Consider the following 25,651-nt stretch of genomic DNA (forward strand, 5'->3'; position numbering starts at 1 on the left):
CCTGGCCCTGCGCCGCCGCCGCCCGGCCGGCTGAGCCGGCGGCCCCGACACCGGGCGCGCCCCGCGGACCCAACCGCCGCGGGGCGCGCTCGGCCGTTCCGCGCCCCACCGGTTCTCGACCGCCCGTCCACCCGTTGCCAACTTCCGCGTTGGGAACGGTTCTTGGGGTTCCGGGTACGGCACCCGGAGTTGATGAAACATTGATGTGTTGTTCGCTCGCCCTCGACTACTCCCTGTCACGGTCAGTGGATACGATGTGGCATTGGGTGGCACTGGCGTGTCACGGGGGAAAACCGGGGAGAGGTGGCGACGGCCGTGAAGGATGCTCGGGACCTGCAGTTCTGGGGCACGGTCGCCGTGGTCGGCGCCGCGCTGGCGGTGGTCGCGGCCTACCTCGCCGACGGTGCCCCGCTGGTCTGGGCGGTCGCCTCGGTGGAGGCGCTGCTGGTGATGGTCCACGTCGGCCGGCGGTTCCGGCACGCCGGGCACGCGGCGCAGGTCACCGCGCCGACCGACGAGCGCCCGGACGCCGCGCACTGCGAGCGCTGCCGCCGGGTGCGCGAGCAGGGGGCCGAGGCGGTGGCCCGCCGGGAACGGCGGCAGGCCCGCCAGACGGGCTGACGGGCCTGCGCGAAAGGTCGAGACGGTACGGAAGAAGGGCCACCGCGCCGATCCGGCGCAGTGGCCCGACTCAGTTGGCCACCGTGTAGGCAACCAGCGAGACGCCGACGTACTGGACGATGAACGCCCCGAGGGTGAAGGCGTGGAAGACCTCGTGGAAGCCGAACCAGCGCGGTGACGGATCGGGCCGCTTCAGCCCGTAGATCACGCCGCCGATGCTGTAGAGCACGCCGCCGACGATCATCAGGGTGATCACCGCGACCCCGCCGGCGTGCAGGAAGTCGGGCATGAAGAAGATCGCGGCCCAGCCCAGCGCCAGGTAGCACGGGGTGTAGAGCCAGCGCGGCGCGCCGACCCAGAACACCCGGAAGGCGATCCCGGCCAGCGCTCCGCCCCAGACCAGCCAGAGCAGCAGCTGCTGCCGCCCGCCGTGCAGCAGCAGGATGGTGAACGGGGTGTAGGTGCCGGCGATGATCAGGAAGATGTTCGCGTGGTCCAGCCGGCGCAGCACCGCGTCGCCGCGCGGGCCCCAGCTGAAGCGGTGGTAGACCGCGCTGATCCCGAAGAGCAGCCAGGCGGAGACCGAGTAGACCGCGCAGGCGACCTGCGCCCGCGGTGAGTCGGCCAGGCAGATCAGCACGATGCCCGCGGCCAGTGCGGCCGGGAACATCCCGGCGTGCAACCACCCCCGCCAGGCGGGTTTGGCCGGCCGGACCCCGGCGCCTTCCGCCGTCGTGCCCAGTATCAGGTCGTCGACCGCCGGCTGCGGAACCCCCGCGACCGGCCTCTGCTCCGCAGTCATGGCGCTCATGCTACCTACGCACCCGTAGGTTACTACTAGGTAGGAAGTGTCCCTCATCACTTTTGGACAATCTGGAGTACTTGGATGTGATCCGCGCGACTCCAGGCCTGGCCGGGTTCGCGCCCCCACTGCTCCGTTTTTGGCCAATGAGTAGCAAAAGTTCAGGCAAGCCGTCCAAAGTGCCGTGTTGGGCACGGAAGGCCGGAGCTACGGTGTATTCACCCTCAACCCCCCGGACGCCTGTTCTAGATCGTTCAGGCGTGAAACGGAGCGATCGTGTCGTACGAGAACTCTGCCGTCAGCGTCGCGGCACCCACCCGCCACCACCGTCTGCTGGCCTGGGTCAGCGAGATCGCCGAGCTCACCCAGCCCGACCGCGTCGTGTGGTGCGACGGCTCCGAGGAGGAGTACCAGCGCCTCGCCGACGAACTGGTGGAGCTGGGCACCTTCAGGAAGCTCAACCCCGAGAAGCGGCCGAACTCGTACTACGCCGCCTCCGACCCGCGCGACGTGGCCCGCGTCGAGGACCGCACCTTCATCTGCTCCGAGCAGGAGAAGGACGCCGGCCCGACCAACCACTGGAAGGCCCCCGCCGAGATGCGGGAGATCTTCTCGGGCGAGCAGGGTCTGTTCCGGGGCGCGATGAAGGGCCGCACGATGTACGTCGTGCCGTTCTCGATGGGGCCGGTCGGCTCCCCGCTGGCCGCGTACGGCGTCGAGCTCACCGACTCCGCCTACGTCGCCGTCTCGATGCGCGTGATGACCCGGATGGGCCAGGCGGTGCTCGACCAGCTCGGCGAGGACGGCGAGTTCGTCAAGGCCGTGCACACCGTCGGCGCCCCGCTCGCCGAGGGCGAGGCGGACGTGCCGTGGCCGTGCAACTCGACCAAGTACATCTCGCACTTCCCGGAGACCCGGGAGATCTGGTCGTTCGGCTCCGGCTACGGCGGCAACGCGCTGCTCGGCAAGAAGTGCTACGCGCTGCGGATCGCCTCGACCATGGCCCGGGACGAGGGCTGGCTGGCCGAGCACATGCTGGTGCTCAAGCTGACCGCGCCGAACGGTGAGGTCAAGTACGTCACCGCGGCCTTCCCGAGCGCCTGCGGCAAGACCAACCTGGCGATGCTCCAGCCCACCATCCCGGGCTGGAAGGTCGAGACCATCGGCGACGACATCGCCTGGATGCGGTTCGGCGCCGACGGCCGCCTCTACGCGATCAACCCGGAGGCCGGCTTCTTCGGCGTCGCCCCCGGCACCGGCGTGGACACCAACGCCAACGCGATCGAGACCCTGCACAGCAACACCGTCTTCACCAACGTCGCGCTGACCGACGACGGCGACGTCTGGTGGGAGGGCCTGACCGAGGAGCCGCCGGCCCACCTGATCGACTGGCGCGGCAACGACTGGACCCCGGAGAGCGACACCCCGGCGGCCCACCCGAACGCCCGCTTCGCCGTTCCGGCCGCGCAGTGCCCGACCATCGCCCCCGAGTGGGAGGACCCGGCGGGCGTGCCGATCTCGGCCATCCTGTTCGGCGGCCGCCGCGCCACCGCCGTTCCGCTGGTCACCGAGTCCTTCGACTGGCAGCACGGCGTCTTCCTGGGCTCCAACATCGCCTCGGAGAAGACCGCCGCCGCCGAGGGCACGGTCGGCGAGCTGCGCCGCGACCCGTTCGCCATGCTGCCGTTCTGCGGCTACAACATGGGCGACTACTTCGCGCACTGGCTGAAGCTGGGCGCGGGCGCCGACGCGAGCAAGCTGCCGAAGATCTACTACGTCAACTGGTTCCGCAAGAACGCCGAGGGCAAGTTCGTCTGGCCGGGCTACGGCGAGAACAGCCGCGTGCTGAAGTGGATCGTCGAGCGCCTGCAGGGCACCGCCGAGGGCGTCGACACCCCGATCGGCGTGCTGCCGGCCAAGGCCGCGCTGGACCTGGACGGCCTGGACATCTCCGACGAGGACCTGGAGCTGCTGCTCTCGGTCGACCCGGAGATCTGGCGCCAGGAGGCCGGCCTGATCCCGGCCCACCTGGAGCTCTTCGGCGAGCACACCCCGGAGGCGCTCTGGGACGAGTACCGGGCGCTGGTCAAGCGCCTGGGCTGACCCGAAAGACCAGGTCCGGCCGCCGCTGCGGAGTGGCGCGGCGGCCGGGCCGTTGCTTCGAGACCTTCTGTCCCACCCTCACGACGGTGCCCGGGACCCTGTGCAGCGCAGGGTCCCGGGCACCGTCGTGTGCGGGGTGGGCGTCGCTCAGGGCTGCACGTAGCCCGCGAGGAAGTCGCCGATCCGGGTGATCGCGTCCTCGATCTCCTCCGGGCGGGGCAGCGTGACCACCCGGAAGTGGTCCGGCTCGGGCCAGTTGAAGCCGGTGCCCTGGACGATCAGGATCCGCTTGGCCCGCAGCAGGTCCAGCACCAGCTGCGCGTCGTCCTTGATCTTGTAGACCGAGGGGTCGAGCCGCGGGAACGCGTACAGCGCGCCCTTCGGCTTCACGCAGCTGACCCCGGGGATCTCGTTGAGCAGCTTGTACGCCGCGTCCCGCGACTCCAGCAGCCGGCCGCCGGGCAGCAGCAGGTCCTTGATCGACTGGCGTCCGCCGAGCGCCGCCGCCACCGCGTGCTGGGCCGGCATGTTGGCGCACAGCCGCATGCTGGCCAGCACCCCCAGGCCCTCGATGTAGCTGCGGGCCCGCTGCCGGTCGCCGGAGAGCACCATCCAGCCCGAGCGGAAGCCGGCCACCCGGTAGGCCTTGGACATGCCGTTGAAGGTGACGCAGAACAGGTCCGGCGCCAGGGTGGCGAGCGGGACGTGCTCGGCGTCGTCGTAGAGGATCTTGTCGTAGATCTCGTCCGCGTAGATCACCAGCTGGTGCCGGCGGGCGATCTCCACGATCCCGTCCAGCACCTCGCGCGGGTAGACCGCACCGGTCGGGTTGTTCGGGTTGATCACCACGATCGCCCGGGTCCGGTCGGTGACCTTGGCCTCGATGTCCGCCAGGTCCGGGTACCACTCGGCCTGCTCGTCGCAGCGGTAGTGCACCGCGGTGCCGCCGGCCAGCGAGACCGAGGCGGTCCACAGCGGGTAGTCCGGCGCCGGGACCAGCACCTCGTCACCGTCGTCCAGCAGCGCGGTCATCGCCAGCTGGATCAGCTCCGAGACGCCGTTGCCGAGGAAGACGTCCTCCACGCCGAGCCCGTGCAGGCCGCGCTCCTCGTAGTGCATCACCACGGCGCGGCGGGCCGAGAGCAGGCCCTTGGAATCGCCGTAGCCGTGCGCCGAGGAGAGGTTGCGCAGCATGTCCTGCAGGATCTCCGGCGGCGCCTCGAAACCGAAGGCGGCCGGGTTGCCGGTGTTCAGCTTGAGGATGCGGTGCCCCTGGTCCTCCAGTCGCATCGCCTCGTCGAGCACCGGCCCGCGGATGTCGTAGCAGACGTGGGCGAGCTTGCTGGACTGGATGACCTGCATGCGGAAACTCTACGGCGCCGCCCCGGGCGCCCGGGCGTGTTCTTGCCCACGTGATCCACCAAAAAGTCGGCCTAGCCGACCGGCAGCGCGTAGAGGGAGTGACCGAAGCCCGCGAAGACCAGCGCCGCCCCGCGGTACAGCACGGTGCTGTCGGTCGCCAGCTGCCAGCCGGCGCCGTCCTGGTCGTCCGAGGTGAACACCTCCACCACGCGCTGCCGGCGCAGATCCACCCGGTACAGCTGACCGCCGGTGCCCGGCAGGAACAGGGTGTCGTCGAGCACCAACGGCTGGTCACCGGTGAGCGGGCCGGGCAGCGGGCAGGACCAGCGCGGCGTGCCGTCGCCGGCCTGGTAGGCGGTGAGCTGCGGGGTGCCGTAGCCGGTGAGCAGCAGGTCCCGCCAGGAGGCGGGCGGGCTCCAGCCACCGGGCGAGCCGGCGGGAAGCGGCCGGTGCCAGAGCGGACTGCCGTCCACGTCGGCCAGCGCCTGCAGGTCCGACCCGTCCTTCCTGGTCGGCAGGTAGAACTGCCCGTTCGCCGCGGCGACCCAGGAGGACCAGCTGTCGATCTGGTCGACGTGCCGGGCCCAGAGCACCTCGCCGTGCCGCGGCTCGCGGACCACCACCATGCCGGTGGAGGACTTGGAGAAGATCAGGGCGCCGGTCTGGGTGCGGCCGAGGAAGACGGAGTCGCAGGTGTCGATCGGGCCGGTCCCGCTCGGGTCCAGCTGCTCGACCACCGCCCAGCGCGGCTGCGGGTCCCCCAGCTGCAGGGCGAACCAGACGTACTGGGTGGGCGGCCCGTCGGCCGGCTGGAGCGGTCCGCCGCCGTAGAGCGCGTAGTCGTTGGCCATCACCAGGCGGTCCGGGACCACCGGGCCGTACCCGGTCACCACCAGGTCGGTCCGCCAGTTCAGCGAGCCGTCCGCGGCGTTCAGGCAGAACACGCTGCCGCCGCAGCGGACGAACGCGAGGTAGGCGTTGACCAGCGGCTCGACCATGACGCCGGCGGGCTGGGCCGGGTCCGCGGCGGGCGGGAAGTGCCAGGCGTCGGCGCCGTTGCCGCGGTAGACGGCGGTCAACCGGGTGCCCGCGGTGAACAGCGCCAGCCCGGCGTTCGGGGCGGTGGCGAACTCCAGCCGCTGCGGGCCGTCGTCGCCGCTGCGCACCCAGGACTGGGTGAGCCGGGCGGGCGGGGCCGGCCGGGCGGTGGGGCGGCGGCGGGCCAGCCAGCCGACCGCGCCGGCGGTGGCCAGCACGCCGGTGCCGGTCAGCAGCGCGGACCGGCGGGAGAGGCGGCGTCTGCCGGGGGCCGCTCGGTCGGGGTCCGGTCTGCTGCGCTCCGCCTCTCTTATGACGGGCGTCCCGGTCGCCGTGGCCGCGCTCTCCGGCTCCGCGCCCTCCGGCCCGGTGCTCTCCGGCGTCGCGGTGATCCGCAGCTCGGCCACCGGCGTGACCGGCGTCGCCAGGAACTGCTCGACCAGCGCCAGCTGCCGGGTCACGGCCGCCCGCATCCCGGCCGGCAGCCAGCCGGGACCGAGCTCCAGCGGTCGCACCGTCGCCGCCGGCAGCAGCTGGTCGGCCAGCTCCCGGGCCATCGGCCGGTCCAGCGGGTCGCGGGCCAGCAGCTCGCGCAGCACCGGCCGCAGCGCGGGCGGCACCTCGACCAGGTCCGGGCCGTGCGGGGCGAACCCGTCGGTCCAGGTGTCCAGCCCGGTCCGGCGGCGCGGCTGCGGGCGGCGCCCGGTGGCGGCGAAGACCAGCACCGCACCGAGCGCGTAGATGTCGCCGGCCGACCCGGCCCGGTAGCCGGCCGCCCGCTCGGGCGCGATGTAGCCCGGGGTGCCGAGCACCGCGCCAGGCTGGGTCAGCGTGGGCGCCCCGACCGCGCGGGCGATGCCGAAGTCGATCACCCGCGGCCCCTCGGGGGTGAGCAACACGTTCGACGGGGTCAGGTCCCGGTGCGCCAGCCCCGCCCGGTGGATCGCCGTCAGCGCCTCGGCCAGCCCCGCACCGAGCAGCCGCACCGTCCGCTCGGGCAGTGGCCCGCACTCCTCGACCAACTCGCGCAGGGCCGTCCCGCGGACGAACTCGGTGGCCAGCCAGGGCTGTGCCGCCTCGGTGTCGGCGGCCAGCAGGGCCGCCACCCAGGGGCTGCCGACCGAGCGGCCGGCCGCCACCTCGGCCTTGAACCGCGGCCGGTAGTTGGGGCTGCGCGCGTAGTCGGCGGAGACCAGCTTGACCGCCACCGCCGGCCCACCGCGGTCCACCGGACGCCCCAGGTAGACCCGCCCCATCCCGCCGGAGCCCAGCCGGGCCAGCAGCTCGTACGGTCCGACGACCCGCGGGTCCTGCGGCGTGAGCGGTTCCGGCCCCATCCCGACGAGCTCCCCTCGACGTCCCCGGTGACGATCGGTCAGCTCACTACTCTGGGGGGCGTGCGCCCGGCTGGGAAGAGACCGGCCCGGCGGCCCGCCGGACGGCGGCATGATCGACGGCTGCGCAGGGGAGGAGCAGGGCGTGCTCCCGCTGATCCTCGGCGCGCTCCTCGGACTCGCCGCCGCCCCCGTGCTGCGCGCCGCCGCCACCCGCCACGCGGTGCCGGCCGGCGAGCCGCCCGCCGTCTGCCCGAGCTGCGCGCGCCGCTCCCGGTGGCTGCCGCCGACCGGCCGCTGCCCCGGCTGCGCCGAGTGGTTCGGCCCCGCCCCGCTGCTGCTCGAACTCGCCGCCGTGGCCACGGGGACGGCGGTCGGGGTGGCCGCCACCGGCTGGCGCAGCGCGCTGCTGCTGGGCTGGGTCGCGCTCTTCGCGGTGGTGCTCGCCTTCGTGGACGCCGCCGTGCACCGCCTGCCCGACCCGCTCACCCTGCGGCTCGGCCTGGGCACCGCCGCGCTGCTGGTCCTCGCCGACCTGCGGCATCCCGCGGTGCTGCTGCGCTGCGCCGAGGGCGGCGCGCTGCTCGGCCTGCTCTACGCCGTCCTGGCGGTGCTCGGGCCGATGGGTCTGGGCGACGCCAAGCTCGCCCTCACCCTGGGCGGCCTGCTGGCCTGGTACGGCTGGCGGAGCGTCTTCGACGGCGCCCTGGCCTCCTTCCTGCTGGCCGCGGGCTGGGGCCTGCTGCTCCTGGTCACCGGGCGGGCGAAGGCGAAGGACCCGCTGCCGTTCGGGCCGTGCATGCTGCTGGGCGCGCTGGTCGCGGTGCTGGCGGCGGGCTGACCGGGGCCGGCCCCGGGTACGCGAAGACCCCGGCGGCGGTGCCGACCGGGGCCTTCTCCGTTGCTCCGGGCGCTACTTCTTCAACCGGGACGAGGCGACGATCGACACCACGTGCGCGGGCACCAGCAGCCAGACGATCACGGTCACGCCGATGGTGGCCGCCCGGGTCACCGTCAGGTCGCCGCGCGCCGCGTCGGCCACCGCGGTGACCAGCAGCAGCAGGGTGCACTCGATCCCGTTGACCAGCCGGTGCAGGCCGACCGCCGAGGTCAGCCGACGGACCCGGGCCAACCCGCTGGACCGCGGCACCACGGACTGGTCGGTGGCCTTGGCCAGCCCGCTGTCCGAGCGGGCCACGTGCACCAGGTCGGAGGAGGCCTTGAGCAGCAGCACCCCGATGGCCGCGGCCAGGCCCAGCACCAGGTAGGGCGACAGGCCCAGCTTGGCGGCCCGGCAGCCCATGCCCACCATCACCGCGGCGTCCGCCAGGTAGGCGCCGAGCCGGTCCAGGTAGACCCCGAGCGGGCTGAACTGCTGCCGCCAGCGGGCCACCTCGCCGTCCACGCAGTCCAGCAGCAGGTAGAGCTGCATGAACAGCACGGAGAGCACCGCCCCGCCCACCCCGGGCAGCAGCAGTGCCGCGCCGGAGGCCATCCCCGCGAAGACCATCACCACGGTGATCTGGTTCGGCGACCAGCGGGTGTCCACCAGGAACCGGGTCACCCGCAGCGACACGGAGCGCATGTAGAGCCGGCCCATCCAGTGCTCCGCCCGGCTGTCGAGCTTGCCCGGCGGGTGGATCACACTGCGCAGTTCTTCCAGCTGGGGCCTGGTCATGCCGTCTCCACACGTGGTTCGAAGGTCGTCCGCGCGCGTGACTCTATCCGGTGCGGGTCGGCCGCTGATCCCACCCCCTCGGCCGGTGGAATCCGCGGGCACCGGGAGGTGAAACGGCCCGGGCCCGCCGCACCTGCTCGGTGCGGCGGGCCCAGCGCTCAGGGGCGGTGCGTCACGGCATCGCGTGCACGTGGTTGCCCACGTTGGTGGAGAAGTCGTTGCCGTTCTTGGCGTCCCAGTTGGTCGACCAGGTCATCGCGCCGCGGATGGTGGGCCACTTGGCCGGCGGGACGAAGGTGCCGCAGTTGCTGCCGGTCGCCAGGCAGTCCAGCGCGTTGTCCACCACGGTCGAGTTGACGTAACCGCCGCCCGCCGCCTGGCTGGAGGCGGGGACCCCGATGCCGACCTGGGACGGGTCGAGGCCGCCCTGCACGTAGGTGCAGACCTGGCTGGTGATGAAGTCCTCGGTGCCCTGGTTGTAGACGGTGCCGTTGCAGCCGGGCATGCCACCGGAGTTGTAGAACTGGGTGTTGACCACGGTCAGGATGTCCTTGACGTTCAGCGCCAGTTGGAAGTAGCCGCTGCTCGTGGTGTACATGTCCAGCGTCTGCGGGGCCATGGTCAGGACGAACCCGTTGCCGACCTTGCCGGCCAGGGTGTGCAGCCCCTGCGCCATGTAGGTCGGGTTGATGCCGTTCTCCAGGTCGATGTCGATGCCGTCGAAGCCGTACTGCTGGACCAGCGCGTAGGCGCTGTTGGCGAAGTTGGCGGCCGAGGCGGCGTCGCCGACCGTGATCGCGCCGTTCTGGCCGCCGACCGAGAGGACCACCTTCTTGCCGGCCGCGTGCTTGGCGGCGATGTCGGCCTTGAACTGGGCGGCGGTGTAGCCGCCGAGGTTGGTCGCCAGGGTCGGGTCGATCGAGAAGGTGATGCCGCCGGGGGTGGTCGGGTCGGCGTTGGCGAAGGAGACGGCGATGATGTCGTAGTTGCTCTGGACGTCGGCGAGCTTCTGGTCGGTGGCGCCGTTGTCGAAGTCCTGCCAGTACCCGGTGATCACGTGCTTGGGCAGCCCGGTCGACGGCACGGGGGTCGGCGTCGGGGTGGGTGTGGGGGTCGGCGTCGGGGTGGGTGTGGGGGTCGGCGTCGGGGTAGGCGTCGGGGTGGGCGTGGGCGTCGGCGTCGGGGTCGGAGTCGGCGTCGGCGTCGGGGTGGGCGTCGGCGTGGGGGTCGGAGTCGGAGTCGGCGTCGGGGTGGGCGTCCCCGAGCCGCCCGGCCCGGTCAGCGTGATGTCGTCCGCGCCGTACGCACTCTGCCCGTACCACCCGTGCACGTACACCGTCAGGCTGGTGGTGTTCGCTCCGGTGGTGAAGGTGCTGCTCAGCTGGTTCCAGCTGCTCTGGCTGGACCAGCTGCTCGGGTCGCCGCTCGCCGCGCCGGTGCCGCTCGCACCGAGGTACACGTACGATCCCTGCACCCAGCCGGCCAGCGTGTAGCTGGAGTTGGGCTGCACCGAGACGGTCTGGCTGCACTGCGCGGTGTCCGAGCTGCTCGGCGTGGCCAGCAGCGCCTGGGTGCCGCTGTGCACGGGCGAGGAGACCGCGGCGGCGGTGCCGGTGCAGGTCCAGCCGGCCAGTCCGGACTCGAAGCCGCCGTTGTCGACCAGGTTGCCGACCGCGGCGCCGGCGCTGCCGGCGAAGACGGCCAGGCCGGCGCCGGCCAGGGCGAGCGCGGTGCTGCCGGCGGCGAGCGCGGGCAGCACCCGACGGCGCCGGGGGGTGGCGGGAAGCGTACGGGGCATGACGAACTCTCCGTGGGGAGGAGGAGGGACCGCCGCGGTGGGGGTCACGGCGGCCCCGCTGTGGGGGAGGAAAACCACGCAAAACATCAGAAAGCGGGCGGCATCGCCCAAGGGCATGGCGAAGCAGGGCAATTGGGGGCTGCGGTTGAAGCTGCAACCGCTTGTCGAACAAGCTGGACTAGACCAATGGCATGCGTCAAGCACTCGACCGGCTCCTTACGCATTCTTTAAGGAATCGGAGATCTGTCCGTGTCCCCCAGGGCGTCCGACCTGCGGCTTTCCTCCTCCTCAGGTTGCCGGAGTACGCTGCTGCAGGACCCGTGACAGCCTTGGGCCGGTCGGGGCTGGTCCGGGCCGGGGGGCCACAGGGGGACCAAGGGGTCTAGCTCACAGGGTCAGAGGGGCTGTAACACATGGGTCTGCGCGATCTCGTCGACCGCACTCCGGGTCTGCGGACCCTGCTCGGCGGCATGTACCGGATCTACGGGCAGCGGGTCGAGGCCCACCTGGCCAGGACGCCGCACCACGTCGGCGTGATCATGGACGGCAACCGCCGCTGGGCCAAGGCGGCCGGCGGCACCACGGTCTTCGGGCACCAGCGCGGCGCGGACAAGATCTACGAGTTCCTCGAGTGGTGCGACGAGACCAAGATCGAGGTCGTCACCCTCTGGATGCTCTCCACCGACAACCTCAGCCGCCCGGCCGAGGAGCTGGTCCCGCTGCTCGGCATCATCGAGGACGCGGTGACCGGGCTGGCCGAGAAGAAGAAGTACAAGATCCGCCCGATCGGCACCCTCGACCTGCTGCCGGGCAAGACCGCCGAGATCCTCAAGACGGCCGCCGCCACCACCGAGCACCTCGAGGGCATCACGGTCAACGTGGCGGTCGGCTACGGCGGCCGGCACGAGATCGCCGACGCGGTCCGCCGGCTGCTCCAGGAGCACGCCGACCGCGGCACCTCGATCGAGGAGCTGGTCGAGCTGCTGGACGTCGAGCACATCGCGGAGCGCCTCTACACCAAGGGCCAGCCCGACCCGGACCTGGTGATCCGCACCTCCGGCGAGCAGCGGCTGTCCGGATTCCTGCTCTGGCAGAGCGCGCACAGCGAGTTCTACTTCTGCGAGGCGTACTGGCCGGCCTTCCGCAAGGTCGACTTCCTGCGGGCGCTGCGCGCCTACGAGCAGCGCCACCGCCGCTACGGCGGCTGAGCCCCGGGCCGCCCGACGGCCCGCCGCCGGTCCTGCTGCCGGGTCCCGTCGGGGCCCGGCAGACCCGTCTCCGGTGGCCGAAACGGCCTGTCAAGGGCGCCTGACCCCACCGAACGTTCATGAGAAGTGATCCGGGACTTCGCATGAGCAAGCATGCTGGACGCCTCGTCAGGGCATACACATGGCAGACCGGCACCCTGCCCATCGGGGTCGCGGGGGCCGGTGAGCCGCGGGTGACGCAGGGTCACCCGCTCTGGAGGCCTAGTGGTCAGTACCAAGAGCCGCCGGACACCAGACCGGCGCACGTACGTCCTTGACACCAGCGTGCTTTTGGCCGACCCGCTCGCCATGACGCGCTTCGAGGAGCACGAGGTGGTGCTCCCGGTGGTCGTGGTCACCGAACTGGAGGCCAAGCGGCACCACCCCGAACTGGGCTACTTCGCCCGCCAGGCGCTCCGCCTGCTCGACGACTACCGGGTCCGCTACGGGCGGTTGGACGAGCCGATCCCGGTCGGGGAGATCGGCGGCTCGATCCGGGTCGAGCTCAACCACTCGGACCCCTCGGTGCTGCCGGCCGGCTACCGGGCCGGCGGCGGCGAGGCGGACACCAGGATCCTCGCGGTCGCCCGCAACCTGCAGGCCGAGGGCTACGACGTCACGGTGGTCTCCAAGGACCTCCCGATGCGGATCAAGGCCAGCGCGGTCGGGCTGCTGGCCGAGGAGTACCGCGCGGAGCTGGCGATCACGTCCGGTTGGACCGGAATGTCCGAACTGGCGGTTCCCGCCGACCGGGTGGACGAGCTCTTCGGTTCGCCGCACGACACCGCGGTGGCGATCGACGGCGCCGAGGAGCTGCCGGTGCACACCGGCCTGGTGCTCAGCTCCGAGCGCGGCAAGGCGCTCGGCCGGGTGACCCAGGACGGCCGGGTCCGGCTGGTGCGCGGGGACCGGGAGGCGTTCGGGCTGCGCGGCCGCAGTGCCGAGCAGCGGGTGGCGCTGGACGTACTGCTCGACCCCGAGGTCGGCATCGTCTCGCTCGGCGGGCGGGCCGGCACCGGCAAGTCCGCGCTCGCGCTCTGCGCGGGCCTGGAGGCGGTGCTGGAGCGCCGCCAGCACCGCAAGGTGATGGTCTTCCGGCCGTTGTACGCGGTCGGCGGCCAGGAGTTGGGCTACCTGCCGGGCAGCGAGTCGGAGAAGATGAGCCCCTGGGCGCAGGCGGTCTTCGACACCCTGGGTGCGGTCACCACGCCCGCGGTGATCGAGGAGGTGATCTCCCGCGGGATGCTGGAGGTGCTGCCGCTCACCCACATCCGGGGCCGCTCGCTGCACGACGCCTTCGTGATCGTCGACGAGGCCCAGTCGCTGGAGCGGAACGTGCTGCTCACCGTGCTCTCCCGGATCGGGCAGGGCTCGCGGGTGGTGCTCACCCACGACGTGGCGCAGCGGGACAACCTCCGGGTGGGGCGCTATGACGGCGTGGTGGCGGTGGTGGAGAAGCTGAAGGGGCACCCGCTCTTCGCGCACATCACCCTCACGCGCTCCGAGCGCTCCCCGATCGCCGCCCTGGTGACGGAGATGCTCGAGGACATCCAGCCCTGATCCGGGTGGGACCGGTGGGACGGGCGGCGACTCGTCTGTCGATCCGAAAATCATGAGTACGAACGATCCGTCCGGCGACCGGCCTTGGTCCGGTGCCGGGCGGATCGTCCGTCCATCGCACCGCGCTCGGCCCGGGGGGTGGCGAACTCCCGTGGCGCGGCCGGATGTGAGCTTCGCCACGCAACCGGGAATTGCGTACCCGCATCCCGTTACGGCATGGTGAGGGTTCTGTCAGGCCCCGCGTACGGCCCGCTCGTTGGGCGTCAACTGAATATGGCAGGTCCGTACGCCGCCCGAATTCCCCGCTCGCACCGGTTCTCCGGCCCGCGGGCGCCGGGTCAGCGCCTCCCGTGACCAGCACAGGTGGAGGCCAGCGCCAGGGGCATGTTGCGTCCTCACGGTCACGCGGGGGCGACGCTGGAAGGAAACCATGTGACTCGGATCTCGGTCCGGGGAGTTGCCGTGGCCTCTGCCACCGCCGTCACCGCTGTCGGTGCCGTCGTGGGTGTGGCTTCGGGCAGCGAGGCCCAGCCGTCTCAGTCGGTCGACGTCGCGGGTGCCACCCTGCTCGCTGACGTCCCGTCGGCGAACCAGGCCCAGGCCATCAGCGACAACATCGCCAACCAGTCCGTCGCCCAGCAGCAGGCGGCCGATGCAGCGGCCCTCAAGGCGCAGCAGGAGGCCGCTCGGCTGAAGGCGGCCGCGGACGCGCAGGCCAAGGCCACCGCCGACGCGCAGGCCAAGGCTGCGGCCGACCAGGCCGCGGCGCAGGCGAAGGCGGCCGCGGACGCGCAGGCGAAGGCCGCGGCGGAGGCCGCTGCCAAGGCCAAGGCGCAGTCCGAGCTGGCGGTCACCAACACCGACTCGACCCCGTCGGTTTCGGTCAGCCCGGGTTCGGTGCAGGCGCTGGCGGCGAGCATCGTGGGCGACTCCACGCAGTTCCAGTGCTTCAGCAACATCGTGACCCGCGAGAGCGGCTGGAACTACCAGGCGGTCAACCCGTCCTCCGGCTCCTACGGTCTGGTCCAGGCGCTGCCGGGTTCCAAGATGGCCTCGGCCGGTGCGGACTGGCGCACCAACCCCGCGACCCAGATCAAGTGGGGCCTGGGCTACATGAACGACCGCTACGGCAGCCCCTGCGGCGCCTGGTCGTTCTGGCAGGCACACAGCTGGTACTAGGCCGACGCTCGGTACCGCAGCAACAGCACCGCGTGACGCCCCCGGCATGACGGCCGGGGGCGCGCACGTTTTTCCGGGCCCGGTGGGCCGGGCGGGTGAACCCGACAGGTAGCGTCGTACCGCACACCGTGGCGCCCGGCCCGCGGTGAACCGGGAGGACGGACCGCATGGCACGGGGTGCGCAGCGCGACGGCAGGACCGGCAAGGCCGCCAGGGTGCTGACCTGGGGTGCGTCGGCGGCGGCCAAGTTGGCCGAGCGCCGCCGGGCCGCGGTCGACGACGACCGCCCGGAGCCCGCCGCCGCCCCGGCGCCGTCCGCCGCCATCGAGGTGGTGGTGCGCCAGGAGCCCGCCCCCGCCGCACCGCCGGTGCTGCCCGCCGCCCGTCCGGCGCCGCGCGCCGAGCCGCCCCGCCAGCGCAACCCGCACCCCGGTCGCCCGGCCTCGCCGGCCGACGCGTTGCCCTGGGGCCTGCGGGTGGCCGCCGAGTCGACCTGGCGGCTGCTGCTGCTCGGCGCCGCGCTCTACGTGGTCTTCGACGTGGTCGACATGCTGCGGCTGGTCGCCTTCGCGGCGCTGGCCGGTCTGCTGATCTCGGCGCTGCTGGAGCCGACCGTCTCCTGGCTGAAGCGGCACCGGGTGCCGCGCGGGCTGGCCGCGGGCGGCGTCTTCCTGATGGGCCTGGCCGGCATCGCCCTGGTCGGCTGGTTCGTCTTCTGGCAGGTCTCCACCAACATCCAGGAGGTCTCCAACAAGGCCACCGGCGGTGTCAACCAGCTGCACAACTGGCTGCTCAAGGGCCCGATGCACCTGACGGACAAGCAGCTCACCGACTTCACCAACCAGGTGAAGAGCGCCATCTCCAGCAACACCCAGCAGATCACCTCGCTCGGCTTCACCACCGTGAGCATCGTGATCGAGGTGATCACCGGGGTGCTGCTGGCCGCCTTCACCACCTACTTCCTGCTCTACGACGGCGCCACCATCTGGAACTGGGCGCTGCGCGGGCTGCCCCGCCAGTCCCGCTACGCGATGGCCGGGGCCGGGCCCAAGGCCTGGGCCACGCTGACCGCCTACGTGCGCGGCACCGTCTTCGTCGCCTTCATCGACGCGCTCTGCATCGGCATCGGGATCCAGCTGCTCGGGGTGCCGCTGGCGATGCCGCTCGCGGTGATCATCTTCCTGGGCGCCTTCGTGCCGCTGGTCGGGGCCCTGGTCACCGGCACGCTGGCGGTGCTGGTCGCGCTGGTCACCAAGGACGTCTACACCGCCGGCATGGTGCTGGTGGTGCTGATCGCGGTGCAGCAGATCGAGGGACACCTGTTGCAGCCGCTGATCCTGGGGCGCGCGGTGCGGGTACACCCGTTGGGCGTGGTGCTCGGGGTGGCCTCCGGCTCGATCATCGGCGGGATCGGCGGGGCGATCGTCGCGGTGCCGTTGATCGCGGTCACCAACACCGTGGTGGGCCACCTGCGGCGGCGCAACGCGGCGGCCGACGAGGTGTTCGAGGCGCTGGAGGCCGCGCAGGACGCGGCCGACGCGAAGCTCGCCGAGCCGGTGCCGTCCGGCCCCTCCCCGGAGGCCCCCGCCAGCTCCTAAAGTGGCGTCATGTATGTGACCAGGCTGGGCATCTCGGGCATCCGCGGGTTCACGCCGGCGCGCGAGGTGCGACAACTGGAGCTGCCGCAGGCCGGCTGGACGGTGCTGGCCGGGCGCAACGGCTCGGGCAAGACCACGCTGCTGCGCGCCCTGGCGCTGGCGCTCGGCGGGCCCTCGGTGGCGCGCAGCCTGGTGAGCGACTTCTCCGGCTGGCTGACCGCGGGCGAGCGGGCCGGCTGGGTGCAGGCCTTCGTCCGCCCGGACTGGTCGGTGGACCGGCTGGCGGGCAGCGGCAAGGCGCCCAAGTACGACCTCAAGCTGGGCCTGCAGTGGACCCTGCCGCGGCCGCCGACCGGCGGGACCCCGCTGGGCGCCGGCCCGCGCCCGGAGCTGGAGGCGTTCGGTTCGGCCAGCCCCGAGCGAGGCCCGTGGGCGGAGAACCCGCGCGGCTGGTTCTTCGCCGGCTACGGCCCGTTCCGCCGGCTGCTCGGCGGGGCGGGGGAGAGCCAGCGGCTGATGCTCTCGGCCGGCCCGGTCGGCCGGCTCGCCACCCTGTTCCACGAGGAGGCCTCGCTCGCCGAGGGGGTCTCCTGGTTGGTCGACCAGCACGTGCGCCGGCTGGAGGGCCGCCCGGGCGCGCAGCAGGCGCTGGACGTGGTCAGTGCCCTGCTCTCGGACGGGCTGCTGCCGGACGGCTTCGCGGTCTCCCGGGTCGACTCCGACGGGCTCTGGGTGCGGCGGGCCGCCCGGGCCGGCGGCGCCGGCGCTGCTGACCAGAACGTCGACGGGCCCGACTTCCCGCTGCGGGAGCTGAGCGACGGGTACCGCACGGTCGCCGCCCTGGTGCTCGACCTGGTCCGCCAGTTCCAGAACTGTTACGGCAGCCTGCCGCAGGACGAGCACGGCGCGATCACCCTGCCCGGGGTGGTGCTGATCGACGAGGTCGACGCCCACCTGCACGTCAGCTGGCAGCAGCGGATCGGCCCCTGGCTCAAGGCGCACTTCCCGCGGGTGCAGTTCATCGTCTCGACGCACAGTCCGTACATCTGCCAGGCGGCCGATCCCGGCGGGCTGATCCGGATAGCGGGCCCGGACGAGGACGCCCCGCCGCAGCCGGTCAGCGAGGAGCTGTACCGGCGGGTCGTCTACGGCAGCGGCGACGACGCGGTGCTCTCCGAGCTCTTCGGCCTGGAGTCGCCCTACTCGGCGCGGGCCGAGGACGCCCGCCGCCGGATCGGCGACCTGGAGGGCCGGGTGCTCTCGGGCGACTCCACCGACGCGGAGCTGGCCGAGTACCAGGAGCTGACCGAGCGGCTGATGAGCAGCCTGTCGGCCCGGGTCGACGAGGTCGCCGCCCGGCTGGGGCGCGGCAGATGATCCCGCTGCAGCGGCAGCCGTTACCCGAGGAGCTCACCGCCCGGCTGCTGGCGAGGGGCGAACGGCTGCCGGAGTACCGGGGCGGCGCCCGGGAGCTGTGGCGGGACAGCCGCACCATCCGCCGCGACCTGAGCGGCCACCTGGTGGCGATGGCCGCGGGGCTGTCCCGCTGCATGTACTGCGGGGACAGCGAGGGCACCAGCATCGATCATTTCCAGCCGATCGCGGTCGCCCCGCACCGCGCCTTCGACTGGCTCAACCACCTGTGGGCCTGCGCCTACTGCAACAGCAACCAGAAGCGCGACCTCTACCCGGTGGACCGCCAGGGCCGGGCGCTGCTGCTCGACCCGACCGCCGACGAGCCCGCCGACCACCTCGACCTGGTGCTGGTCACCGGCGCCTACCGCCCGCGCACCGCCAAGGGCCGCGAGACGATCCGGATCTTCGGCCTGGACCGCCCGGTGCTGGAGCGCGGCCGGGCCCAGGCCTACGTGCGCTGCCGCTCGATGCTGCGCGACCTGGCCCACCTGGCCGAGCAGCGGGAGTACGCGGAGGCGGCGGCGGTGACCCACGCGCTGGCGGTGCAGCCGTTCGCCGACGTGCTCTACGAGATGCTCCGGCTGCGCACCGCGCCGCGGGCGGCGCTGGTCTTCGGCGCGGAGACGGTGGCCGGCCTGGAGACGCTGATGGGGCCCCGCTTCGCCTCGAAGCGGGGCCCCATCAGGAGCCGGTAGGAGCCGGCGGGCGCGGGCGTCAGGCCAGCGCGTCCTCGGCGTCCAGCACGGCGGCGACCGCCTGGACCACGGCGGCGATCTTGGCCGCGGCCTGGATCACCTCGCGCTCCACGCCGGCCTTGCGCAGCACCTGCTCGTGCGAGTCGAGGCACTGGCCGCAGCCGTTGATCGCGGAGACCGCGAAGCTCCACAGCTCGAAGTCGACCTTCTCCACGCCCGGGTTGCCGATGACGTTCATCCGCAGGCCGGTGCGGAGCGTGCCGTACTCCTTGTCGGAGAGCAGGTGCAGCGTCCGGTAGTAGACGTTGTTCATCGCCATCACCGCGGCGGCGGCCTTGGCGGCGGTGTAGGCCTGCTCCGAGAGCAGTTCCTTGGCCTGCGGCTCCAGCTCGCGCAGCACCGCCTTGCTCCCGGTGGCCATCGCGCAGGAGAGCACGGTGCCCCACAGCTGCTGCTGCGGCAGGTCCGAGTTGCCGATGACCGAGCCCAGGTTGAGCTTGAGGTCCTTGGCGTACTCGGGCAGCGCGGCCTTCAGTTCGTCGAGCGCCATGGGTCAGCCGGCCAGCAGGGCGGCGGCGTCCAGGGTGTCCTCGCCCTTGGTCCAGTTGCACGGGCACAGCTCGTCGGTCTGCAGGGCGTCCAGCACCCGCAGGACCTCCTTGGGGTTACGGCCGACGGAGCCGGCGGTCACCATGACGAACTGGATCTCGTTGTTCGGGTCCACGATGAAGACGGCGCGCTGGGCGGTGCCGTCCTCGCCCTCGACGCCGCAGGCGCGCATCAGGTCGTGCTTGATGTCGGCCAGCATCGGGAAGGGCAGGTCACGCAGGTCGGCGTGGTCCTTGCGCCAGGCGTGGTGGACGAACTCGGAGTCGCCGGAGACGCCCAGGATCTGCGCGTCGCGGTCGGCGAACTCCTCGTTCAGCTTGCCGAACGCGGCGATCTCGGTCGGGCAGACGAAAGTGAAGTCCTTGGGCCAGAAGAAGACCACGCGCCACTTGCCCTCGTAGGACTTGTGGTTGATCTCGGCGAACGCCTTGGCCGGGTCGAGGTCGACGCAAGCGGTCAGTTCGTACTCGGGGAACTTGTCACCGATGGTCAGCACGTTCGCTTCTCCTGGGTGTGGAAAATGAGGGGAGTATGCCCGGATTGCCTATGATTCGACGGATCCCGACGTGATCCAACAGTGACACAACCAGCAGTGATCGGGGAAATAGCTAGACTCGATCCATCTGATCGGAGAGAGCTATCAGTACGCAGAGTCACCCCAGCAGACCCCGCACCCCCACCGTGGCACAGCTGCGCGCCTTCCTCGCGGTGGTCGAGCACCGCCACTTCCGGGAGGCCGCCACGGCCGTCGGCACCAGCCAGCCGGCGCTCTCCGGGGCGCTGGCCGCCCTGGAGGAGGCGCTCGGGGCCCAGCTGGTGGAGCGTACAACCAGGAAGGTCATCGTCACCCCGCTCGGCGAGCGGGTCGCGGCGCACGCCCGCCGCGCGCTGGCGGCGCTGCACGAGCTGACCCTGGAGGTCGAGGCGGCCCGCCGCCCGTTCACCGGGCCGCTGCACCTGGGCGTGATCCCCACCGTCGCGCCCTACCTGCTGCCCACCGTGCTGCGCCTGGTCCGCGACCAGTACCCGGACCTGGAGCTGCACGTCCACGAGGAGCGCACCGCCTCGCTGCTGGAGGGCCTGGCCGCCGGCCGGCTCGACCTGCTGCTGCTCGCGCTGCCCGCCGGCGGCGCCGCGCCGACCCGCGACATCCCGCTCTTCGACGAGGACTTCGTGCTGGTCGTCCCGCCCGAGCACGAGCTGGCCGGCCGCGCCGACGTCCCCCGCGACGTGCTGCTCGACCTCGACGTGCTGCTGCTGGAGGAGGGCCACTGCCTGCGCGACCAGGCGCTCGACCTCTGCCGCGAGGTCGGCGCCGACCCGGCCGGGGGCTCCACCCGGGCGGCGGGGCTCTCCACCCTGGTGCAGCTGGTGGCCGGCGGGCTCGGCGTGACCCTGCTGCCGGCCACCGCGCTGGCGGTGGAGGCCGGGCGCACCGACCGGCTGGCCGAGGTCCGCTTCGCCGACCCCGCGCCGGGGCGCCGGATCGGGCTGGCGGCCCGCCCGGGTTCGGCGCGCGCGGCCGAGTACGACCGGTTCGCCGACTCGCTGCGTACGGTCCTCGCCGAGCTGCCGGTGCGGCTCGTCCCGCCGGCTGCGGGCACGTAGGGGTGCGCCCGTCCGGGTGATCCCGCGGGTGTCGCCCGCCTTGCCTGACTGATCGTCACATCTCTTCTGCTATGCGCACCCTGGCGCTCCGTCGAGGGCCCGACCGGGGCCCCTGCGGTCGTCGCCCGCTGTCGCCGAGCGGCCCCGGCGGGGGTCAGCTGGAGCTCGCCGGAGTGTCCGCGGTCCGCCCGCGGCCTGGGACGAGCGAGCCCGGGCTGCGGGCGGCCGAGCGTTGCAGGGAGAGCATGGCGTGGCGTCGTCGACCGAACCCGAAGCGAAACAGCATCCCGAGACCGAGGCTGCACCGGGCGGCCCCGAACACGACCGCCGCCGCCCCGGACGGCTGCGCCGGCTCTTCCGCAGGCGCCCGGTCCAGGTGCTCGCCGGGCTCTTCCTGGTCTTCCTGACCTGGCTCGGCTGCTCCATCGGCAGCGCGCTGCTGGCCCCGGGCAACGACGGCGCCGTGGCCCGGATCGCGGAGTGGGCCCGCGACCACCACCTCGGCCCGGTGGTGACCGCGCTGGAGACCGCGCAGTACCGGATGAACCCGCCCAAGGTCGGCGGCCGCCCCACCATCGCGATGCTCCCGCTCGGCCAGACCCCGCAGCAGGCCTCGGCCGCCGCCTCGATCGCCGCCGCCGAGGCCCAGCACTCCGGCGCCCCCGCGCCGATCGCCCCCGCCCCGCTGGTCTCCCCGGCCGCCGGCGACCCGCTGCCCGGCGAGGGCCTCTGGCACGTGATCGGCAGCTCCCACGGCGTGCCGGCGGTGCAGGCCGCGATGCTGCGCCCGGACACCGAGCACACCTCCTACCTGGCCGGCGTGGTCTCGATGGACCAGCGGCTGCTGCGCTTCCAGCTCCACCCCGGCACCGACGACCCGGGCCCGGACAACTGGGGCGTGCCCCCGGAGATCCCCGCCGACGCCCGGGCCGGCCTGCTGGCCAGCTTCAACGGCGGCTTCAAGGTCGCCGAGGCCCAGGGCGGCTTCTACCTCAACGGGGTCACCCACGGCAGCCTGCGGGACGGCGCGGCCTCGCTGGTCTTCTACCAGGACGGCCACACCGCGGTGGGCAGCTGGGGCGACGAGCTCTCGATGACCCCGGACGTGGTGGGCGTGCGGCAGAACCTGCGGCTGATCGTCGACCACGGCGAGGTGCCCGAGGACGTGGACCACAACGTGGAGAGCGGCTGGGGCCTGACCATCGGCGGCAAGTTCTTCGTCTGGCGCTCCGGCGCCGGCATCACCCAGGACGGCCGGCTGGTCTACGCCTACGGCCCGGCGCTCTCCGTGCGCACCCTGGCCGACCTGCTGCACCAGGCCGGCTGCGTGCAGGCGATGCAGCTGGACATCAACCCGGCCTGGATGTCCTTCAACTACTACCAGCCCGGCGCCGCCGGCTCGGCCACGGCCCCGGCGGACCTGACCCCGACCAAGCTGCTGCCCGACCAGGAGCGCCCGGCCGACCGCTACTTCGAGCCCACCAGCCGCGACTTCACGGCGGTGTACGCCCGATGAGCCAGCACCGCTCGATGAGCACCAGCGCCCCTGTCCTGCCGGTCCCCGAGCTCGACCCGATACCCGGCGCGGTCCAGGCCGCCGGCCTCAGCTGGCCGCGCGCGGTGCTGCGCACCTCGCGGCCCCGGCAGTGGCCCAAGAACCTGCTGGTCTTCGCCGCCCCGGTGGCCGCCGCCGACCGCGGCCGGATCGAGGGCCTGGGCGGCGCGCTGACCGCCTTCGCCGTCTTCACCCTGGCCTCCTGCGCGATCTACTTCGTCAACGACGTGGCCGACGCCGAGCGCGACCGCTGCCACCCGGTCAAGTGCACCCGCCCGGTGGCCAGCGGCGCCCTCGCCGAGCGGCACGCGCTGGGCGTCGCGGTGGCCTGCCTGCTGCTCTCCGCCACCGCGGCGCTCACCGTCGGCAGCGCGGGCCTGGCCGCCTGCGTGATCGGCTACCTGGTGCTCACCGTCCTCTACTCGACCACCCTGAAGCACCTGCCGGTGCTGGAGCTGTCCGTGCTGGCCTCCGGATTCGTGCTGCGCGCGCTCGGCGGGGCGGCGGCCGCCGACGTCGCACCCTCCGGCTGGTTCGTGCTGGTCTGCAGCCTCGGCGCGCTGCTGGTGGCGATCTCCAAGCGGTACACCGAACTGGCCGGCCTCGGCCCGGCCGCCGGCCGCCACCGTCCCTGCCTGCGCGGCTACACCCCGGCCGGGCTGCGCCGGGCGCAGCGCGCGGTCAGCGTGGCCATGATCGGCGCCTACCTGAGCTGGGCGCTGCTGAACGGCTCGCCGTGGGCGGTCGGCTGGCACCTGGTCACGGTGCTCCCGCTGGCCGCGGCGCTGCTCCGGTTCGACCGGCTGACCGAGCGCGCCACCATGGCCCGGGTCGAGGACCTGATCATCCGGGACGGTCCGATGCTGGGCTGCGAACTGGTCTGGCTGGTGCTCTTCGTCGCGGCGGGCACGACATGACCGACGACGTGCTGCTGCAGGGCTGGGGCCGCAGCACCGGCAGTCGCAGCCGGGTGCGCGGGCCGCTCGACCCCGCCGCGCTGCGCGCCCTGCTGGCCGACCCGCCGGCCGGCGGCGTGCTGGCCCGCGGCGCCGGCTGCAGCTACGGCGACGCCGCGCAGAACGCCGGCGGCCTGGTGCTCACCCCCGCCACCCCCGCGGACCTGCGGCTGGACGTGCTCGGCGGCACGGTGCGGGCGGCCGGGTCGGTCGGGTTCGACCGGCTGCTCGCCGCCGTGGTGCCGGAGGGCCTGCTGCCGCCGGTGCTGCCGGGCACCAGCCGGCTCACCCTCGGCGGGGCCATCGCCTGCGACGTGCACGGCAAGAACCAGCGGACCGACGGCAGCATCGGGGACTGGCTGGAGAGCATCGAACTGCTCGACGGGACCGGCGAGGTCCACCTGCTCACCCCCGACCAGGACCCGGAGGGCTTCGCCGCCACGATCGGCGGGATGGGGCTCACCGGGATCATCCTGGCGGCCACCCTGCGGCTGATCCCGATCGGCAGCGACCGGCTGCAGGTCAGCTCCCGCCGGGCCGGGCACCTCGACGCGCTGCTGGCCGAGCTGGACGCGGCCTCGCGCAGCTCCCGGTACGCGGTCGCCTGGATCGACACCACCGCGAGCGGGCCGGCGCTCGGGCGCGGCATCGTGGACCGCGGGGACCACCTGGACGGCGGGGACCACGCGGACGGTGGGGCTCACGCGGACGGTGGGGCTCACGCGGACGGTGGGGCTCACCTGGGTGGCGGGGATCACCTGGATGGCGGGGCTCACGCGGACGGCAGGGAGCACGCGGGTGGCGGGGGCTCCTGCCGCTACGCCCCGGCACGTGCGCCGCGTGCGCCCCGGCTGCCGGTCGGCCCCTTCACCCCGCTCACCGCCCGGGCCTTCAACGGGCTCTGGTACCGCCGGGCCCCGCAGGAGCGGCACGCGGTGCAGGGCCTGTCCGAGTTCTTCCACCGGCTGGACGCGGTGCGCGACTGGAACCGGGCGCTGGGGCCGCGCGGCTTCCTGCAGTACCAGTTCGCGGTGCCGGAGGCCGCCGCCCCGCTGCTCGGCGAGGCACTCATCGCGCTGCGCCGGGCCGGGGCGGCGCCCTTCCTGGGCACCGTCAAGCGGTTCGGGCGGACCGGGCGCGGGCCGCTCTCCTTCCCGCTGCCCGGCTGGTCGCTCGCCGTCGACCTGCCGGTGGGCAACACCCTGGCCCGGGCCCGGCTCGGCCCCGTGCTGGACCGGCTGGACCGCCGGGTCGCCGAGGCCGGCGGGCGGATCTACCTGGCCAAGGACGCCCGGCTCGGGCGCGTCGCCTTCGACGCGATGTACGGCCCGTTGGACGATTGGCGCGCGGCGCGGGCTCGCCTCGACCCGGCCGCCACCATGCGGTCCGACCTGGGACGGAGACTGGGACTGTGTCCATGAGCACCTCGACGACCACCCCGACGGGCACGGCGACGGCCGCTTCGACGGCGACCTCGACCGATGCGGACCCCGAGCCCGCCACGGAGGTCCCCGAGCCGGACGGGTCCGGCAGCCGGCCGCCCGGGCGGATCCTGCTGCTCGGCGGCGGCAGCGAGATCGGCCACGAGATCCTCAAGGCCCTGGACGCGCCGCCCGGCTCCGAGGTGATCCTGGCCGGCCGCGACGAGCAGCGGATGGCCGAGCTGGGCGCCGCACTGCCGTACGGCGTGCGCACGGTGCCCTACGACGCCACCGCGCTCGACACCCACCAGCGCCTGGTCGACGAACTCTTCGCCCTCGGCCCGATCGACCTGGTGGTCTCCGCGGCCGGGATCCTGACCCCGCAACAGGTCCTGGACGCCGATCCGGCCGCCGCCGGCCGCCTGATCGAGACCAACCTGACCGGCCACGTCACCACCCTGCTGGCCGCCGTCCCGCACCTGCGGGCCCAGGGCCGCGGCCTGATCGTGGTGCTCTCCTCGGTCGCCGCGGTCCGCCCGCGCAAGGCCAACTTCGTCTACGGCGCCGCCAAGGCCGGCCTCGACGCCTTCGCCCGCGGCCTGGCCGACTCGCTGCACGGCAGTGGCGTGCGGGTCCTGCTGGTCCGCCCCGGCTTCGTGATCGGCCGGATGACCGCGGGCCTGCCCCCGGCCCCGGCCGCCACCACCGCCCCGGCCGTCGGCCTTGCGGTCGCGGCGGCGGTCGCCCGCGGGGCGCAGACCGTCTGGGTGCCGCGCAAACTGGCCGCCCTCGCCCCGGCCCTGCACCTGATCCCCCGCCCCCTCTGGCGCCGCCTGCGCCAGTAGGGCGCGCCTGGCGCTCCCCGCCGGGCATTTGCTCCGGCCCAGGGGCTGGGGGGTACCTCCGCCCCCCCGGGTCTTCGATCTCAAGGGCCCCCCACCCCAGCCTTCGGCCGGGAGGGACCCCCGGTCTTCGGTCTGCGGCCGTGGGGGGGGTTTTCTTTCCTCTCCTTTTTTTTTTTCCCCCCCCCCCCCCCCCCCCCCCCCCCCCCCCCCCCCCCCCCCCCCCCCC

The 25,651-nt window shown here is 73.2% G+C and carries 21 protein-coding genes; 14 read left to right on the forward strand and 7 right to left on the reverse strand.

All coding sequences use genetic code 11. The features are described 5' to 3' along the window. Positions 1-315: 315 nt before the first annotated feature. Positions 316-621, forward strand: coding sequence for a hypothetical protein (locus ACQRUO_RS29105; protein ID WP_428319080.1), 306 nt, complete (start codon positions 316-318; stop codon positions 619-621). Between the two features lie 70 nt (positions 622-691). Here the strand turns inward: ACQRUO_RS29105 and trhA are convergent, their stop codons facing one another. Then, positions 692-1,423: a PAQR family membrane homeostasis protein TrhA gene (gene trhA, locus ACQRUO_RS29110; RefSeq protein WP_428319081.1), complete on the reverse strand. Its 732-nt coding sequence runs from the start codon at positions 1,421-1,423 to the stop codon at positions 692-694. Between the two features lie 276 nt (positions 1,424-1,699). Between trhA and ACQRUO_RS29115 the strand changes: the two genes are divergently transcribed. After that, on the forward strand, positions 1,700-3,526 hold the full coding sequence (locus ACQRUO_RS29115) for a phosphoenolpyruvate carboxykinase (GTP) (RefSeq protein WP_428319082.1): 1,827 nt from the start codon (positions 1,700-1,702) through the stop codon (positions 3,524-3,526). 147 nt (positions 3,527-3,673) lie between these two features. Here ACQRUO_RS29115 and ACQRUO_RS29120 read toward each other — a convergent pair whose 3' ends face one another. Together ACQRUO_RS29120 and ACQRUO_RS29125 are read right to left on the reverse strand one after the other, a co-directional pair. Continuing rightward, complete coding sequence (locus ACQRUO_RS29120) at positions 3,674-4,888, reverse strand: pyridoxal phosphate-dependent aminotransferase (RefSeq protein ID WP_428319083.1); 1,215 nt, start codon at positions 4,886-4,888, stop codon at positions 3,674-3,676. Positions 4,889-4,959: 71 nt separating this feature from the next. After that, entirely contained in the window at positions 4,960-7,263 is a 2,304-nt protein-coding gene (locus tag ACQRUO_RS29125) for a protein kinase domain-containing protein (protein ID WP_428319084.1), read from the reverse strand. Positions 7,264-7,405: 142 nt separating this feature from the next. On the opposite strand from ACQRUO_RS29125, the gene ACQRUO_RS29130 reads away from it, so the two are divergent. Continuing rightward, positions 7,406-8,101, forward strand: coding sequence for a prepilin peptidase (locus tag ACQRUO_RS29130; protein WP_428319085.1), 696 nt, complete (start codon positions 7,406-7,408; stop codon positions 8,099-8,101). 72 nt (positions 8,102-8,173) lie between these two features. Here the strand turns inward: ACQRUO_RS29130 and ACQRUO_RS29135 are convergent, their stop codons facing one another. Beyond that, on the reverse strand, positions 8,174-8,938 hold the full coding sequence (locus ACQRUO_RS29135) for a CDP-alcohol phosphatidyltransferase family protein (RefSeq protein WP_428319086.1): 765 nt from the start codon (positions 8,936-8,938) through the stop codon (positions 8,174-8,176). 172 nt (positions 8,939-9,110) lie between these two features. After that, a complete protein-coding gene (locus ACQRUO_RS29140; protein ID WP_428319087.1) occupies positions 9,111-10,736 on the reverse strand; it encodes a chitinase in 1,626 nt (541 codons plus the stop codon). Positions 10,737-11,149: 413 nt separating this feature from the next. On the opposite strand from ACQRUO_RS29140, the gene ACQRUO_RS29145 reads away from it, so the two are divergent. From ACQRUO_RS29145 to ACQRUO_RS29170, 6 genes are all read left to right on the forward strand, one after another. Continuing rightward, positions 11,150-11,944 (forward strand): isoprenyl transferase, encoded by a 795-nt coding sequence (locus ACQRUO_RS29145; RefSeq protein ID WP_428319088.1) that lies wholly within the window; start codon positions 11,150-11,152, stop codon positions 11,942-11,944. 264 nt (positions 11,945-12,208) lie between these two features. Then, positions 12,209-13,543, forward strand: coding sequence for a PhoH family protein (locus ACQRUO_RS29150; protein ID WP_428319089.1), 1,335 nt, complete (start codon positions 12,209-12,211; stop codon positions 13,541-13,543). A gap of 384 nt (positions 13,544-13,927) precedes the next feature. Beyond that, positions 13,928-14,722 carry a transglycosylase SLT domain-containing protein gene (locus ACQRUO_RS29155; protein WP_428319090.1) on the forward strand — a complete coding sequence of 265 codons (795 nt, stop codon included), beginning with the start codon at positions 13,928-13,930 and terminating at the stop codon, positions 14,720-14,722. Between the two features lie 167 nt (positions 14,723-14,889). Further along, a complete protein-coding gene (locus ACQRUO_RS29160; RefSeq protein WP_428319091.1) occupies positions 14,890-16,320 on the forward strand; it encodes an AI-2E family transporter in 1,431 nt (476 codons plus the stop codon). A gap of 9 nt (positions 16,321-16,329) precedes the next feature. After that, a complete protein-coding gene (locus ACQRUO_RS29165) occupies positions 16,330-17,697 on the forward strand; it encodes an AAA family ATPase (RefSeq protein ID WP_428319092.1) in 1,368 nt (455 codons plus the stop codon). Then, on the forward strand, positions 17,694-18,431 hold the full coding sequence (locus ACQRUO_RS29170) for a hypothetical protein (RefSeq protein ID WP_428319093.1): 738 nt from the start codon (positions 17,694-17,696) through the stop codon (positions 18,429-18,431). Before ACQRUO_RS29165 ends, ACQRUO_RS29170 begins: the two co-directional genes overlap by 4 nt. A gap of 19 nt (positions 18,432-18,450) precedes the next feature. Here the strand turns inward: ACQRUO_RS29170 and ACQRUO_RS29175 are convergent, their stop codons facing one another. Next, positions 18,451-18,981, reverse strand: a complete 531-nt coding sequence (locus ACQRUO_RS29175; protein ID WP_428319094.1) for a carboxymuconolactone decarboxylase family protein — start codon at positions 18,979-18,981, stop codon at positions 18,451-18,453. Positions 18,982-18,984: 3 nt separating this feature from the next. Next, positions 18,985-19,536, reverse strand: a complete 552-nt coding sequence (locus ACQRUO_RS29180) for a peroxiredoxin (protein WP_428319095.1) — start codon at positions 19,534-19,536, stop codon at positions 18,985-18,987. 185 nt (positions 19,537-19,721) lie between these two features. Between ACQRUO_RS29180 and ACQRUO_RS29185 the strand changes: the two genes are divergently transcribed. From ACQRUO_RS29185 to ACQRUO_RS29205, 5 genes are all read left to right on the forward strand, one after another. Further along, positions 19,722-20,648 (forward strand): LysR substrate-binding domain-containing protein, encoded by a 927-nt coding sequence (locus ACQRUO_RS29185; RefSeq protein WP_428319096.1) that lies wholly within the window; start codon positions 19,722-19,724, stop codon positions 20,646-20,648. Between the two features lie 250 nt (positions 20,649-20,898). Further along, positions 20,899-22,164, forward strand: a complete 1,266-nt coding sequence (locus tag ACQRUO_RS29190) for a hypothetical protein (protein ID WP_428319097.1) — start codon at positions 20,899-20,901, stop codon at positions 22,162-22,164. Next, positions 22,161-23,120 carry a decaprenyl-phosphate phosphoribosyltransferase gene (locus ACQRUO_RS29195; RefSeq protein ID WP_428319098.1) on the forward strand — a complete coding sequence of 320 codons (960 nt, stop codon included), beginning with the start codon at positions 22,161-22,163 and terminating at the stop codon, positions 23,118-23,120. Before ACQRUO_RS29190 ends, ACQRUO_RS29195 begins: the two co-directional genes overlap by 4 nt. Beyond that, on the forward strand, positions 23,117-24,580 hold the full coding sequence (locus ACQRUO_RS29200; protein WP_428319099.1) for an FAD-binding protein: 1,464 nt from the start codon (positions 23,117-23,119) through the stop codon (positions 24,578-24,580). Before ACQRUO_RS29195 ends, ACQRUO_RS29200 begins: the two co-directional genes overlap by 4 nt. Then, positions 24,577-25,425, forward strand: a complete 849-nt coding sequence (locus ACQRUO_RS29205; RefSeq protein WP_428319100.1) for an SDR family NAD(P)-dependent oxidoreductase — start codon at positions 24,577-24,579, stop codon at positions 25,423-25,425. The genes ACQRUO_RS29200 and ACQRUO_RS29205 overlap by 4 nt, the downstream gene beginning before the upstream one ends. The last annotated feature ends 226 nt before the right edge of the window (positions 25,426-25,651 follow it).

It is taken from the genome of Kitasatospora sp. LaBMicrA B282 (assembly GCF_050325825.1).
Classification (GTDB): Bacteria; Actinomycetota; Actinomycetes; order Streptomycetales; family Streptomycetaceae; genus Kitasatospora.

What these genes read in the sequence shown, in the direction of transcription:
- ACQRUO_RS29170 (WP_428319093.1), top strand. Translation starts at nt 17,694, where the DNA reads ATGATCCCGCTGCAGCGGCAGCCGTTACCCGAGGAGCTCACCGCCCGG.
- trhA (WP_428319081.1), bottom strand. Translation starts at nt 1,423, where the DNA reads ATGACTGCGGAGCAGAGGCCGGTCGCGGGGGTTCCGCAGCCGGCGGTC.
- ACQRUO_RS29125 (WP_428319084.1), bottom strand. Translation starts at nt 7,263, where the DNA reads ATGGGGCCGGAACCGCTCACGCCGCAGGACCCGCGGGTCGTCGGACCG.
- ACQRUO_RS29140 (WP_428319087.1), bottom strand. Translation starts at nt 10,736, where the DNA reads ATGCCCCGTACGCTTCCCGCCACCCCCCGGCGCCGTCGGGTGCTGCCC.
- ACQRUO_RS29160 (WP_428319091.1), top strand. Translation starts at nt 14,890, where the DNA reads ATGGCACGGGGTGCGCAGCGCGACGGCAGGACCGGCAAGGCCGCCAGG.
- ACQRUO_RS29195 (WP_428319098.1), top strand. Translation starts at nt 22,161, where the DNA reads ATGAGCCAGCACCGCTCGATGAGCACCAGCGCCCCTGTCCTGCCGGTC.
- ACQRUO_RS29135 (WP_428319086.1), bottom strand. Translation starts at nt 8,938, where the DNA reads ATGACCAGGCCCCAGCTGGAAGAACTGCGCAGTGTGATCCACCCGCCG.
- ACQRUO_RS29120 (WP_428319083.1), bottom strand. Translation starts at nt 4,888, where the DNA reads ATGCAGGTCATCCAGTCCAGCAAGCTCGCCCACGTCTGCTACGACATC.
- ACQRUO_RS29155 (WP_428319090.1), top strand. Translation starts at nt 13,928, where the DNA reads ATGTTGCGTCCTCACGGTCACGCGGGGGCGACGCTGGAAGGAAACCAT.
- ACQRUO_RS29200 (WP_428319099.1), top strand. Translation starts at nt 23,117, where the DNA reads ATGACCGACGACGTGCTGCTGCAGGGCTGGGGCCGCAGCACCGGCAGT.
- ACQRUO_RS29165 (WP_428319092.1), top strand. Translation starts at nt 16,330, where the DNA reads ATGTATGTGACCAGGCTGGGCATCTCGGGCATCCGCGGGTTCACGCCG.
- ACQRUO_RS29175 (WP_428319094.1), bottom strand. Translation starts at nt 18,981, where the DNA reads ATGGCGCTCGACGAACTGAAGGCCGCGCTGCCCGAGTACGCCAAGGAC.
- ACQRUO_RS29205 (WP_428319100.1), top strand. Translation starts at nt 24,577, where the DNA reads ATGAGCACCTCGACGACCACCCCGACGGGCACGGCGACGGCCGCTTCG.
- ACQRUO_RS29145 (WP_428319088.1), top strand. Translation starts at nt 11,150, where the DNA reads ATGGGTCTGCGCGATCTCGTCGACCGCACTCCGGGTCTGCGGACCCTG.